14 protein-coding genes are annotated in these 12,974 nt (G+C 71.9%); 4 read left to right on the forward strand and 10 right to left on the reverse strand.

Going from position 1 to position 12,974, the window contains the following annotated elements:
* Positions 1-120: 120 nt before the first annotated feature.
* On the reverse strand, positions 121-1,446 hold the full coding sequence (locus AB0I53_RS31045; RefSeq protein ID WP_358610772.1) for an MATE family efflux transporter: 1,326 nt from the start codon (positions 1,444-1,446) through the stop codon (positions 121-123).
* A gap of 68 nt (positions 1,447-1,514) precedes the next feature.
* Between AB0I53_RS31045 and AB0I53_RS31050 the strand changes: the two genes are divergently transcribed.
* Positions 1,515-2,042, forward strand: a complete 528-nt coding sequence (locus AB0I53_RS31050; protein WP_358610775.1) for a CGNR zinc finger domain-containing protein — start codon at positions 1,515-1,517, stop codon at positions 2,040-2,042.
* Between the two features lie 48 nt (positions 2,043-2,090).
* On the opposite strand, the gene AB0I53_RS31055 is transcribed toward AB0I53_RS31050, so the two are convergent.
* The 7 genes from AB0I53_RS31055 to rimP form a co-directional block, all read right to left on the reverse strand.
* The gene (locus AB0I53_RS31055) at positions 2,091-3,047 is read right to left on the reverse strand and encodes a DHH family phosphoesterase (protein ID WP_358610888.1); all 957 of its coding nucleotides are present in this window, start codon (positions 3,045-3,047) and stop codon (positions 2,091-2,093) included.
* A 164-nt stretch (positions 3,048-3,211) separates the two neighbouring features.
* Entirely contained in the window at positions 3,212-3,712 is a 501-nt protein-coding gene (gene rbfA / locus AB0I53_RS31060) for a 30S ribosome-binding factor RbfA (RefSeq protein ID WP_358610779.1), read from the reverse strand.
* Positions 3,713-3,735: 23 nt separating this feature from the next.
* Positions 3,736-4,029: a DUF503 domain-containing protein gene (locus AB0I53_RS31065; RefSeq protein ID WP_358610782.1), complete on the reverse strand. Its 294-nt coding sequence runs from the start codon at positions 4,027-4,029 to the stop codon at positions 3,736-3,738.
* Positions 4,030-4,102: 73 nt separating this feature from the next.
* The gene (infB, locus tag AB0I53_RS31070; protein ID WP_358610785.1) at positions 4,103-7,063 is read right to left on the reverse strand and encodes a translation initiation factor IF-2; all 2,961 of its coding nucleotides are present in this window, start codon (positions 7,061-7,063) and stop codon (positions 4,103-4,105) included.
* A 92-nt stretch (positions 7,064-7,155) separates the two neighbouring features.
* Positions 7,156-7,524, reverse strand: a complete 369-nt coding sequence (locus AB0I53_RS31075; RefSeq protein WP_358610788.1) for a YlxR family protein — start codon at positions 7,522-7,524, stop codon at positions 7,156-7,158.
* A gap of 59 nt (positions 7,525-7,583) precedes the next feature.
* Positions 7,584-8,654: a transcription termination factor NusA gene (nusA, locus tag AB0I53_RS31080; protein WP_358610791.1), complete on the reverse strand. Its 1,071-nt coding sequence runs from the start codon at positions 8,652-8,654 to the stop codon at positions 7,584-7,586.
* Positions 8,651-9,208, reverse strand: coding sequence for a ribosome maturation factor RimP (gene rimP, locus AB0I53_RS31085; protein WP_358610797.1), 558 nt, complete (start codon positions 9,206-9,208; stop codon positions 8,651-8,653). Before rimP ends, nusA begins: the two co-directional genes overlap by 4 nt.
* 251 nt (positions 9,209-9,459) lie before the next feature.
* Here rimP and AB0I53_RS31090 point away from each other — a divergent pair, with 251 nt between their 5' ends.
* Both AB0I53_RS31090 and AB0I53_RS31095 read left to right on the forward strand, forming a co-directional pair.
* A complete protein-coding gene (locus AB0I53_RS31090; protein WP_358610800.1) occupies positions 9,460-9,951 on the forward strand; it encodes a hypothetical protein in 492 nt (163 codons plus the stop codon).
* Positions 9,948-10,400, forward strand: a complete 453-nt coding sequence (locus AB0I53_RS31095; RefSeq protein ID WP_358610803.1) for a ferritin-like domain-containing protein — start codon at positions 9,948-9,950, stop codon at positions 10,398-10,400. The genes AB0I53_RS31090 and AB0I53_RS31095 overlap by 4 nt, the downstream gene beginning before the upstream one ends.
* Positions 10,401-10,415: 15 nt before the next feature.
* On the opposite strand, the gene AB0I53_RS31100 is transcribed toward AB0I53_RS31095, so the two are convergent.
* Together AB0I53_RS31100 and AB0I53_RS31105 are read right to left on the reverse strand one after the other, a co-directional pair.
* On the reverse strand, positions 10,416-11,234 hold the full coding sequence (locus tag AB0I53_RS31100) for a hypothetical protein (protein ID WP_358610806.1): 819 nt from the start codon (positions 11,232-11,234) through the stop codon (positions 10,416-10,418).
* A gap of 79 nt (positions 11,235-11,313) precedes the next feature.
* Entirely contained in the window at positions 11,314-12,333 is a 1,020-nt protein-coding gene (locus AB0I53_RS31105; protein ID WP_358610811.1) for an aminotransferase class V-fold PLP-dependent enzyme, read from the reverse strand.
* 57 nt (positions 12,334-12,390) lie between these two features.
* Between AB0I53_RS31105 and AB0I53_RS31110 the strand changes: the two genes are divergently transcribed.
* On the forward strand, positions 12,391-12,801 hold the full coding sequence (locus AB0I53_RS31110; RefSeq protein WP_132487358.1) for a YjbQ family protein: 411 nt from the start codon (positions 12,391-12,393) through the stop codon (positions 12,799-12,801).
* Positions 12,802-12,974: the final 173 nt, after the last annotated feature.

Genomic DNA, 12,974 nt, shown 5'->3' on the forward strand with positions numbered 1-12,974 from the left:
GTCGGCGATCACGGCGCGGTACTCTGCTGGTTCGGCAATACCGGCGCGTTTCGCAGTGTTCGACCGGGCAGCTGGGGGCAGCCCAAAAGACTCACGGCCCCGTGACCAGGCGTGATGCCGCTAGGCGGTGGCTTCGGCCCGGGTGGCGCCGACGACGGCCCAGCGGCCGGAGCGGGCTCGCAGTAGCAGCGTGATCAGGCGCAGGAACATGAACAGGCTCAGCCCGGTCCAGATCCCCGCCAGGCCCCAGCCGAACGCCATCGACAGCCAGATCAGAGGCAGGTATCCGATGGCCGCGCTCAGCAACGTCGCGGTCCGCAGGTAGGCGGCGTCACCGGCGCCGAGGAACACCCCGTCCAGCGCGAACACCACGCCCGCCACCGGCTGCAGGAGCACGAAGAACCACCACGCGTGCGGGATCTCCGACAACACCGCGCCGTCCGTGGTGAACAACGTCGGCAGCGGCCCGGAGAGCGCCGCGAAGACCAACCCGAGCACGATGCCGAACAGCAAGCCGTACCAGGTGATCTGCCGGGCGATTCCCTTGGCGCGCGGTGCGGAACCGGCCCCGAGCGCCGCGCCGACCAACGACTGCGCCGCGATGGCCAACGAGTCGAGCACGAGCGCGAGGAACGTCCACAGCTGCCACACCACCTGGTGCGCCGCTGCGGCTTCCGCGCCGGTCCGCGCCGCCACGGACGTCGCCGACAGGAAGCACGCCTGGAACGCCAGCGTCCGCAGCACGAGGTCGCGGCCGAGGCCGAGCTGGGCGCGCATCTTCGCGAGATCCGGCTTCAGCGGCACCCGCTCGACGACCAGCGCGCGCACGAACAGCGCGGCGGCGATCGTCTGGCCGATCAGGTTCGCGACCGCCGAACCCTCCAGCCCCCAGCCCAAGGGGTAGACGAAAAGCGGGCACAGCACGGCGGAAACACCGTTGCCCACCAGCACGTACCGAAGCGGTCGCGCGGTGTCCTGCACGCCGCGCATCCAGCCGTTGCCCGCCATGGTGATCAAAACCATCGGCGCGCCGCACAACGCGATGCGCATCCAGATCGCTGCCGCGTCGGCGATCGGCCCGGGGCCTGCCATCAGCTCCGCGACCGGGACGGCCAGCAGCTGCGCGAGCAGCATGAGCACCACGCCGACGCTGACGCCCAGCCAGGTCGCCTGCACGCCCTCCGCGACGGCGTCCTTGCGGCGCCCGGCACCGTGCAGCCGCGCGGTGCGCGCGGTGGTGCCGTAGCTCAGGAACGTCAGCTGGCTCGACACCAGGGTGAACAGCGTGCCGCCCAGCGCGAGCCCGGCGAGCGGCACCGCTCCGAGGTGCCCGACCACGGCCGTGTCCACGAGCACGTACAGCGGTTCGGCGGCCAGCACACCGAGCGCGGGCACCGCGAGCGCTAACACTCGGCGCGGCGATACGCGCTCCCCCAGATCCGACACTCTGTCTCCCGGTAAGCTGTGATTGGCGGGTTCGCGCCTGACAGCCAAGGGTACGGTAAGGACCACTGATGGACAACGCTGATTACGCCGCCGTTGCTCTGCGGATCGCCAACGCCGATCTGAGCAGCCTCGACGCGGTGCGCGCCGCGCTCCACGACGAGCCGTGGTGGGCCGACCGGCTCCACGCGCATGACCTGCCGGTGCTGCGCACGGTGGGGGCCGGGCTGCGCCGGGCGCTGGACGCGATGGTGGCCAACGACGGCGAGACCGTGCTCGCCGAGATCAACGCCCTGCTGTCGGCGCATCCGCCCAGGCCCAGGCTTTCCGGGCACGGCAGCCACGACGGCACCCCGAACTGGCACGTCCACGTCGCCGGCCCGGACGCACCGGCGGTCGACGAAGTCGCGGCGGCCGCCGCGTGGGGCTTGGCGCAGGGTGTGGTCCAGCACGGCACGACGCGCTGGGGGCGCTGCGGAGCCGAGGGCTGCCACACCTACTTCCTGGACACCTCGACGAACCAGGCCAAGCGCTTCTGCAGCCCCCGCTGCGCGAACCGGATGCACGTCGCGGCCTTCCGAGCCCGCCGCCGAGCCTGACCGCACCACGCGAGAGTCGCCCGATTTCGCCTGAAATCGGGCGGCTTCCTAGTCCAGTAGCGGAGCTTCGTCCAGGGCCTTGCGCATCGCCGCGATGATGTCCTCCGCCGGTCCCTGCGCCGTGAAGCCGGAGGCGAGCCGGTGCCCGCCACCGCCGCAGGCCGCCGCGGCGTGGCCGACGTCGACGCGGCTGTCCGAGCGCAGCGACACCGACCAGTGCTCCGGCGCGGTCTCCTTGAGCACCGCAGCGACCTCTGCCTCGCTGGTCGTGCGCACCACGTCGATGACGCTGTCCACGTCCTCGCTGCGCAGGCCGTCGGAATGGGCCAGCCGAACCGTCGCGTGCACGAACCCGAGGCCCTGCGCCGCGGTCGGCTCCAACCGGGCCTCGCCCAACACCCCGGACAGCATGTTCATCCAGCCGAACGGATGTGTGTCCAGCAGCGGCCGCGTCGTCGCCTCCGGGTCGACCCCGGCCTCCAGCAGCCGCGCCGCCACCCGGTGCGTCGACGCGCTGGCGTGGCGGAACGACCGGGTGTCGGTGACCAGGCCCGCGTAGAGGCACCGCGCGGTCGGCAGATCGAGTTCCGCGCCGAGCTCGTCGAGCAGCCGGAGCACGATCATCACCGTCGCCTCGGCGTGCTCGTCGACGACGTGCAGCGTGCCGTAGCGGGTGTTCGAAACGTGGTGGTCGATCACGATGACGTCGCCGCCTGCGGCGATCGTCGCGGGGACCCGATCGGCGAGCCGGCCGAGCCGCTGCAGGCTCCCGGTGTCGCAGACGACCAGCACCGGCGGCGCGGCGGGCACCTCGTCCGCGGCCACCACCAGGCCGTCGCCGTCCAGATCGCGCAGCGAGAACGGCGGCAGCTCCGGCATCCCGAAGGACACCCGGACCGTGCAGCCCCGCCGCCGCAACGCCCGGCCCAGCGCCAGCGCGCTGCCCAGCGCGTCGGCGTCCGGGTTGATGTGCGCGAACAACGTCACGTCCGAGGCCTCGGACAGCTTGCGAGCGGCTTCGACTACTGCTTGCTCGACCGGATCGACGCCGGCCTGAAGACCGCCGCCGGTGCGGCCGGATTCGGGTTGCCCGCGCACAGGTTCACCTCCACGACATCGGTGGCCGTTCCGGCCGCCGATGTCCAACGCACCTGATGCTGCGCTGCGACTCAACCACTCTGTGGCCCACGACGCACATCGGCGTCGGAAAACGACTCCACATCTGCACCGTCGGTGGCGAACTCGTCATCGTCGGTGCTGGCGCGGTACGGGTCGGCGTCGCCGGCCGGCATCGCGCCGGAAGCCAACCTGGCGACCTCCTCGTCGGCCTCCTTGGCCTTGGCGAGCAGTTCATCCATCCGCCGCGCGTTGTCCGGCACGGTGTCCGCGACGAAGGTCAGCGTCGGGGTGAACCGGACGCCGGTCTGCTGCCCGACCCGGGACCGCAGAACCCCGGTCGCGCTCGCCAGCGCGGCCGCGGTGGAGGCGTAGTCGGTGTCGTCGCCGAACACGGTGTAGTAGACAGTGGCATCCCGCAGATCGGGGGTGACCCGGGCGTCGGTGACCGTCACCATGGCCAGCCGCGGGTCTTTCACCTCGTGCTCCAGCCCGGATGCCACGATCTGGGCGATGCGCTTGGCGAGTTTGCGGGCGCGCGCCGTATCAGCCACGGCGCACCTCCTTCGGGGAAAGTTCAGTCTTCCGGCCCGAGCATGCGCTGGCGGGCGGAGAGAAGTTCCAATTCGGGGCGTGCGGCGACCAACCGCTCGCACGCTTCCAGCACTTCGCGCACGTGCGCGGCGTCGCCGGAGACCGCCGCGACGCCGAACAGCGCGCGGCGGTGCAGATCCTGGTTTCCGGCCTCGGCGACGGCAACCTCGAAGCGCCGCCGCAACTCGGCCACCACGGGCCGCACGACAGCGCGCTTCTGCTTCAGGGAATGAACGTCACCGAGGAGGACGTCCAGTTCGAGTACACCGACGTACATGGGTGTTCCTCACCGCGGTGGCGAACCGGCACGCAGGGGGCCGTCGAGTGACGGCCCCCTGCGCTGCACCGGCTCAGTCGCGCGGCTTCTCGCGCATCTCGTAGGGCTCGATGACGTCGCCGACCTTGATGTCGTTGTACGACCCCAGGGTCAGACCGCATTCGAAGCCCTCGCGGACCTCGGTCGCGTCGTCCTTGAACCGCTTCAGCGAGTTGATGGTGAGGCTCTCGGCCACGACCACGTTGTCCCGAAGCAGGCGCGCCTTGGCGTTGCGCTTGATGATGCCTTCGGTGACCATGCAGCCCGCGATGCTGCCGACCCGGGAGGACTTGAAGACCTCGCGGACCTCGGCCCTGCCCAGCTCGACTTCCTCGTACTCGGGCTTGAGCATGCCCTTGAGGGCCTGCTCGATGTCCTCGATCGCCCGGTAGATCACCGAGTAGTACCGGATCTCCACGCCCTCGCGGTTGGCGACCTCGGCCGCCTTGCCCTCGGCCCGGACGTTGAAGCCCAGGACGATGGTGTTCTCCGCGGTGGCGAGGTTGATGTCCGACTCGTTGATGCCACCGACGCCGCGGTGGATCACCCGGAGCTCGACCTCTTCGCCGACCTCGATCTTCATCAGGGACTCTTCGAGCGCCTCGACGGTACCCGAGTTGTCGCCCTTGATGATCAGGTTGAGCTGGTTGGTCTCCTTGAGCACCTTGTCCAGGTCCTCGAGGCTGACCCGCTTGCGCTTGGCGGCGTTCTGCGCCTCGCGGATGCGGGCCCCGCGGCGGTCGGCGATCTGCCGGGCAACCCGGTCCTCGTCGACCACCAGGAAGGTGTCGCCCGCGCCCGGCACCGACGTGAAGCCGATGACCTGCACCGGCCGCGACGGCAGCGCCTCGGGGACGTCCTCGTCGTTCTCGTTGATCATCCGGCGTACGCGACCGTAGGCGTCGCCGGCCACCACCGAGTCGCCGACTCGCAGCGTGCCTCGCTGCACCAGCACCGTGGCCACCGGACCGCGACCGCGGTCCAGGTGGGCCTCGATCGCCACACCCTGGGCGGGCATGTGCGGGTTGGCCCGCAGGTCCAGCGCGGCGTCTGCGGTGAGCAGGATCGCCTCGAGCAGGTTGTCGATGTTGGTGCCTTGCTTCGCCGAGATGTCGACGAACATGGTTTCGCCGCCGTACTCCTCGGCCACGAGGTTGTACTCGGTGAGCTGCTGGCGGATCTTCGCCGGGTTCGCACCCTCGACGTCGATCTTGTTCACCGCGACCACGATCGGCACACCGGCGGCCTGGGCGTGGTTGATCGCCTCCACCGTCTGCGGCATGACGCCGTCGTCGGCGGCCACCACCAGCACGGCGATGTCGGTCGACTTGGCACCGCGGGCACGCATGGCGGTGAACGCCTCGTGACCCGGGGTGTCGATGAACGTGATCGGCCGCTCGTTGCCTTCCAGTTCGGTGAGGACCTGGTAGGCACCGATGTGCTGGGTGATGCCGCCGGCCTCGCCCGCCTGCACGTTCGTCTTGCGGATGGTGTCCAGCAGCCGCGTCTTACCGTGGTCGACGTGACCCATGACGGTCACCACCGGCGGCCGCGCCGCCAGCTCGTCCTCGGAGCTGCCCGGGTCGCCGTAGCTGATGTCGAACGACTGCAGCAGCTCCCGGTCCTCGTCCTCCGGACTGACCATCTCGATCTTGTAGTTCATCTCCTGGCCGAGGAGCTCCAGCACCTCGTCGGAGACGGACTGGGTCGCGGTGACCATCTCACCGAGGTGGAACATCGCCTGCACCAGCGAGGCCGGGTTGGCGTTGATCTTCTCGGCGAAGTCGGTCAGCGAAGCACCGCGGCGCAGGCGAATGGTCTCGCCGCCACCGCGCGGGAGGCGGACGCCGCCGACCGACGGCGCCTGCATGTTCTCCATGTACTCCTGGCGCTTCTGCCGCTTCGACTTGCGACCGCGCTTCGCGGGCCCGCCGGGACGACCGAACGCACCGGCCGCACCGCCGCGACCACCGGGACCGCCCGGACGGCCACCGCCGCCGGGACGACCGCGGAAGCCACCGCCGGCCGGAGCACCGCTCGGCGCGCCGCCGCCACCGCCACCGCGGAAGCCGCCGCCGCCCCCACCGGGACGACCGCCGCCACCGCCGCCACCGGGACGACCGCCGCCGCCCGGTCCGCCACGGCCGCCGCCGCCACCACCGCGGCCGCCGCCGGGACCGCCACCGCTGCGCGGCGGACGGGGCGGCATCATGCCGGGGTTCGGGCGAGGCGGCATCATGCCCGGGTTCGGGCGCGAGCCACCGTCACCGCGCGGCGCGTTGCCCGCGGCCGGAGCCGTGCCGGCACCCTGACCGCCGCCCTGACGCTGGCCACCGGGACCACCGTGCTGGCGGCCGGGGCCCTGCCCGCCGCCCTGACGCTGGCCACCCGGGCCCGGCCGCGGCGGCCGCTGCTGCGGTGCTCCGCTGCCGACGCCGAACGGGTTGTTGCCGACGCGCGGCTGCCGCGGGCCCGGCTTGGGCGCCTTCGGGCGCGCCGGAACCACGCCGGCGTCGCCGTCGCCGCCCTGCTTCGGGCTGGGCTTCGGGCCCGGCTTGGGGCCGGCCGCCGGACGCGGCTCGGCCTTGGCCACCGGGGCCGAGGCGGGGGCCGGCTCGGCCGGCTTGACCTCGGGCTCGGGCTCGGGCTCGGGCTTGGGAGTCGGCTTCGGACCCGGCTTTGGGCCGGGCTTGGGACGATCACCGGCCGGCCCCTCGGGGCGCGGGCCGGGCTTGGGTCCAGGCTTCGGCGCCGCCGCTTCGGCGCGGGACGGCCTGGGCTCTGCCGGAGCGGGCTTGCCGCCGCCACTGGCGTCGCTCTTCTTCGACGCCGAGGGCTTGGCGAGCGCGTCGCGCAGCCTGCGGGCCACCGGGGCTTCCACGGTGGACGACGCAGACTTCACGTACTCGCCCTGCTCGGCGAGCTTGTTCAGAACTTCCTTGCTGGTAACACCGAGCTCTTTGGCGAGCTCATGTACGCGGGCCTTGCCTGCCACTGCTCTCCTCATCTGGGTGAGGCCGGGCGGCAGTCCCGCTCGACCTCGTCCTATCGCCGATGCGCGTTCATGGCTTCAGCTTCACGGCTGATTCATGACGGGTCGACCTGCTTTCCTTCAGTTGCCTGGCGCGGGACGAATCCCGCGTCGGTCATGTCTTGAGCCGCCGGCTGCGGTTGCCCGGCACCCAGGTGGGCCTGCACGGCTGAGGTGTCCAGGGCTCCCGGCACACGGAGTGCACGCGGAAAAGCCCGGCGCCGCTCGGCCAGACGAAGACACGCCGGATCGGGGTGCAGCCATGCTCCCCGGCCCGGTTGCCGACGTCGTGGATCGGGAACAGCGACGGGACCCGCCCGACCGACCTCAGCCACCACACGCAGCAGCTCAGAGGATGACGTTCGGGCCCGACATCCCACGCAGGTACGAACCGGCCCACGGCTTGCGCCATGCTCGCCGGACACACTTGTGCGGATTGTCGCTCCCTTCGCGTCGAACCTCCTCTGATTCTAACCCGACGACATTACTCGGCCGAACCCACGGTCGGCAGACCCTCCACCGCGGGGTCCAGACCGGACTCCTGCGCCGGGGGATGAGCCGCCGAAGTGGCCGACGCGCCCGGGTCGGCATCGCTGCGGATGTCGATCCGCCAGCCGGTCAGCCGCGCCGCCAGCCGGGCGTTCTGGCCTTCCTTGCCGATCGCCAGCGACAGCTGGAAGTCCGGCACGACCACCCGCGCGGTCTTGGTGCGTTCGTCGACGACCTCCACCGAGACTACCTTGGCCGGCGACAGCGCGTTGCCGACGAAGGTCGCCGGGTCGTCCGAGTAGTCGATGATGTCGATCTTCTCGCCGCCCAGCTCGCTCATCACGTTGCGCACCCGCGAGCCCATCGGCCCGATGCAGGCGCCCTTGGCGTTGACGCCGCTGACCGTCGAGCGCACCGCGATCTTGGAGCGGTGCCCGGCCTCCCGCGCCACCGCGGGGATCTCCACGGTGCCGTCGGCGATCTCCGGAACCTCCAGCGCGAACAGCCGCCGCACCAGGTTCGGGTGCGTGCGGGACAGCGTGATCTGCGGCCCGCGCGCGCTCCGGGACACTCCGACGACGTAGCACTTGATCCGGGTGCCGTGCTCGTAGTTCTCGCTGGGCACCTGCTCTGCGGCGGGGATCACGCCTTCGCTGTCCCCGACCGACACGATGACCATGCCGCGCGAGTTGGCGCGGGCGTCGCGCTGGATGACACCGCCGAGGATCTCGCCCTCCTTGGCGGAGAACTCGCCGAAGGTCCGCTCGTGCTCGGCGTCGCGCAGCCGCTGCAGGATGACCTGCCGCGCGGTGGTCGCCGCGATGCGCCCGAACCCCTCCGGGGTGTCGTCCCATTCCTCCTGCACGCTGCCGTCGGCGGCCAGGGTGTGCGCGATGACCCGCACGACACCGGTCTTGCGGTCCACCTCCACCCGCGCGTGCGGCTGGTGCCCCTCGGTGTGGCGGTATGCGGTGAGCAGTGCCGATTCGATCGCTTCCAGGACCGTCTCGAACGGGATGTCCTTGTCGCGTTCGATCGCCCGCAGCGCCGCGATGTCGACGTTCACCTCGACTCCTCCGTGTCTTCCCGGTCGTCCCCCTCTTGGGAAACGCCGCTCGCAGCCCGCTCCAGCTTGACCAAATCCTCCGCCGGTGGCTGCTGGAACTCCACCTCCACCACCGCGCGTTCGACATCACGGTAGGCCACCCGGCGCAGGTCGCCGCCGACCAGCACCGTGACGCCTTCATCATCGGCTTCTCCGACCCGCGCCACCAACTTCTCGCCGTCGGCGAACCGGATCTTGACCAGCCGGTAGCGGGCGCGACGCCAGTGCCGCACGCGGGTCAGCGGCCGGTCCACGCCCGGCGAGGTGACCTCGACCGTGTAGGAGCCGGCCAGGACGTGCTCGTGCGCGTCCAGCACCTCCGACACCGCGCGACTGACGTCGGAGATCTCGTCGAGCCCGACGCCGTCGTCGGAGTCGATGACGACCTTGATCAGCCGGCGGCGGCCGGCCTGCTGCACGTCGAACTCCTCGAGGTCGAAGCCCGATCTAGCCACGGCCTCGGCTACGACGGGCTCCAGCTGCGCGGTGATCGCACCGCGCGGCGGGCTGGACACGTTGGCACTCCCTAAAATCCGATCGGGGTCTGGAGCAGACCTGGAAACATCGCGGCACGGGGTCTCGCGGCCGGGTCGGCGCGCGGGACGTTCACGACCAGTGCTGTCCGTGCCGGCCGCGGTCGCCCAGGGTATCGCGTCCACCCGCACCCGAGCGCGGCATGGGACCCCTACGATCGGCGGATCGTGCCGATCACCGGGGGCGATGCCCGGGCGTCCGGCCGGGTGATCGCCTGGCAGGATAGGCCGACGTGGAATCCCCCTCGCAAGCCAGGTCGGTGCTGGGGCGGCGGAGCGTGCTGCGGCTGTTCGCGGCAGTTCCGGCGGCCGCCGCGCTGACCACTGCGTGCAGCTCTGCACCCGACGAGCCCGACCCGCTGGTGGCGCTGGCGGCCGCGGCGAAATCCGACGCCCAGCTGGCGAAGGCGATCGCGCAGGCGCATTCGGGCCTGGCCGACGCCGCCGGCGAGATCGCCGCCGTGCGCGCCGAGCACGCCGACGCGATGCAGCGCGAGGTCGACCGGGTCAACCCGCGCGATCCGGAAGACCCGCCGTCGGTGCCCGATCCGGCGCCGCAGCAGGCACCGGCCTCGGCTAGCGTGGCGACGAAGGCGCTGCGCGATGCGCTGACCGGCGCGCAGGACAGGGCGGCCCAGCTGATGCCCGGGCTGGAGGCCTACCGCGCCGGGCTGCTGGGATCGGTCGCGGCGAGCTGCGCGAGCCTGCGGGAGGTGCTCGGATGACGGAGCTTTCGGAAGAGGCCGGCAACGCGCTGCGCAGCGCGTTGAGCGCGGAGCACGCGGCGGTGTGGGTGTACGGGCTGGCGAGCGCGTTCGTGAGCGAGCCCCGCGTGCGCAGCGCGATCGGCGACGCGATGGAGCAGCACCGGAGGCTGCGCGACACCGCGGAGCGGGTGATCCGCGAAGCGCAGCAGACGCCGCCGGCGGCGCAGCCGGCGTACGACATCGGGGAGCCGGTAGGCGACCAGAAGGCGGCGATCGGGCTGCTGGTGAAGGCGGAGAGCGACTGCGAGATCGGCTGGCGGTCGGTGCTGGAGAACACCAGCGCCGAGGAGGCCGCGTTGCGCGGCACCGCGCTCGACGGCCTCACCACCGCTGCCGTCCGGGCCACCCGGTGGCGGCTCACCATCGGCACGCAACCGGCCGCCAAGCCCTTCCCCGGCCAGCCCTGACCTCGGCCGCCGCGATCAGCGCGGGGTCTGCTCCTGCGGCCAGCCGAGCTTCAGGACTTCTTTGGTGACGTCGAGCAGCGCCGGGTCCTTGTTCGGCGTGTTCTTGTCGAAGTAGGCCGAGTCGCCGATCACCACCAGCCGGTCCTGGCGGCCCGAGGCGTACGCGTCGTCGTCCAGCGCGGGCATGCCCTTGGTGCCGTCCCGGCCGTCGTCGACCAGGTCCCGGATGTTGCCCGTGCCGTCCTTGGTGGTCAGGTCGTTGAGCTGCTGCGCGGCGCCCGCGTCCGGCATCAGGACGGTGACCAGCGAGGTCAGCACCCGGGTGCCGTCGGGCAGCTTGGTGCTGTAGAGCGCCCGCGTGAGGTGCGTGCACTCCTGCTTCTGGAAGAAGTTCTTGATCTTGGACGTGGAGACGCTCTGGCAGCCCTGGAAGGCCTCTTCGCGGTGGATCGGGACGAACTCGTAGCGCGGCACCTCCGGTGGCGGCGCGGCCTCGTCCTCGCTGTCCGGCTTGATCGTCAGCCAGATCAGCCCGGACAGCACCGAGATCGCGACGAGCCCGAGCCCGCGCAACAGCCAGCCGGTCGGCGTGACTCGGCGCGGTGGCGGCTCCGGCTGCGCTTGCGGCTGCGCCACCGGCGCCTGCCGGCTCGTCGGCTGGTGCGCCTGCGGCGGCTGCACCACCGGCGGCGGATCGCGGCGGGGCGGCGGAGCGAACGCCGGCCGGGTGGCCTCTTCTGGAGGCGGCGCCGGAGCGCGATCCGGTCTGATCTGCGAGTTGTCGCGCCGCAGCGGCGTGGTTTCGCGCTGCGTGTTGGCTTGTGCTCCCGTCATCTCTTCGGGCACACCTCGTCGGTCCGGCACGAGCACCAACCGTAGCGGGCGCTGATTACGAGTCGGACACCCCGGATGGTCATCGCAGCGCACGCACCGCGCGCTCGACGTCGGCGGCGGTGTTGTAGAGGTGGAACGACAGGCGTGCCCGGCCCGCTCGCGCCGCGCAGGTGATCCCGGCCGTGGTGAGCTTCGACACGGCGTCCGGCGCCTGCACCGAGACGATCGCGGATCCGGCGGCGGGCAGGCCCAGCGCCGCGCTGAACTCGTCGGCCAGCCCGACGCAGTGCGCGGCGACCGCGGCCATGTCGAGCCCGGCCAGCCATTCCATCGCCACCGCCGCCCCGACCTGCGCGAACCACGTCGGCGAGAGGTCGAGCGCGCGGGCGCCGCCGGCCAGCCGCAGCGGCAGGCCGTAGGTGGTGCTCCACGGGTCCTGCCCGGCGTACCAGTTCGCGCTGTTCGGCACGATCTCGGGCGCATCCGGGTGCACCGCCAGCCAGGCGGCGCCGCGCGGCGACAACAGCCACTTGTAGGCCGCGCCGACGACCCAGTCGGCCCAGTCGAGCCGCACCGGCAGCCAGCCCAGCGCCTGCGTGACGTCGATCAGCACCCGCGTCGAACCCGCGGCGGTGATCCGCCGGAGGGCGTCGAGGTCGACGATCCGGCCGTCGCTGGACTGCACCGCGCTGACCGCGACCAGGTCGTGGTCGGCGGCGTGCTCGGCGATCTCGGCCAGCGGCACCTCGGTCACCCGCACGTCCGGCTGCGCGGCGAACGGGAAGACGACGCTGGTGAACTCGTTCTCGGCGACCAGCACGCGAGTCCCCGCCGGGAGGCTCGCCGCGACCAGGCCGACGAGCTGGGAGGCGGTGGTTCCGATCGCCACCCGGTCCGCCGTGGTGCCGACCAGCCCCGCGAACGACGCCCGCGCGGCGGCCACCGCCGGCTCGAAGTCCTCCGGCAGATCGCGGCCGCTCCCCCAGCGCGCCACCGATTCGGCGACCGCGCGGGCCGCGTCGGCGGGCGGGATGCCGATGCTCGCGGTGTTGAGATAACCGTCCGGGACGTCGAACCGCGCACCGAATGCCTCACGCATGGCGGCATCCTCGCACCGGCCGGGCCGGTTCCGGTACCGCTGCCTACGGTTGAACCCATGCACAGCGAGGAGATCGAGGTCCGGACCGGTTCCGTGGAGGTCGTCTACGACCTGGGCGCGGAGTGCGAGCGGTTCCTGCGTTCGGCCCGGGCCCGCGACGGACTGCTCAACGTCTGGGTGCCGCACGCGACCGCCGGGCTGGCGATCATCGAGACCGGCGCGGGCAGCGACGACGACCTGCTCGCCGCGCTGCGGGACCTGCTGCCCGCCGACGACCGCTGGCGGCACCGGCACGGCTCGCGGGGCCACGGCCGGGACCACGTGCTGCCCGCGTTCGTCCCGCCCTACGCGTCGATCCCGGTGCTGGGCGGCGAGATGGCGCTGGGCACCTGGCAGTCGGTGTGCCTGGTGGACACCAATGTGGACAATCCGGTCCGCCGGGTCCGCCTGAGCTTCCTGCCCGGCTGATCCCGGCCGCGATTTCCATTGAGCCTTTTTCATCCTGGAGCGGCTGTGACTGCGGCGCCCGACGTGCCGTGACCGCGCACGCTGCCGCCAAGCGCCGGAGGCGCTTTCGGGCCCACCCCCGCAACTGGCACCGCCGCGGGTTCTCAGACAATGCCCGCCCTTGGGCTCCCTGC

The organism is Saccharopolyspora sp. NPDC050389, from assembly GCF_040655595.1.
Taxonomy (GTDB): domain Bacteria; phylum Actinomycetota; class Actinomycetes; order Mycobacteriales; family Pseudonocardiaceae; genus Saccharopolyspora.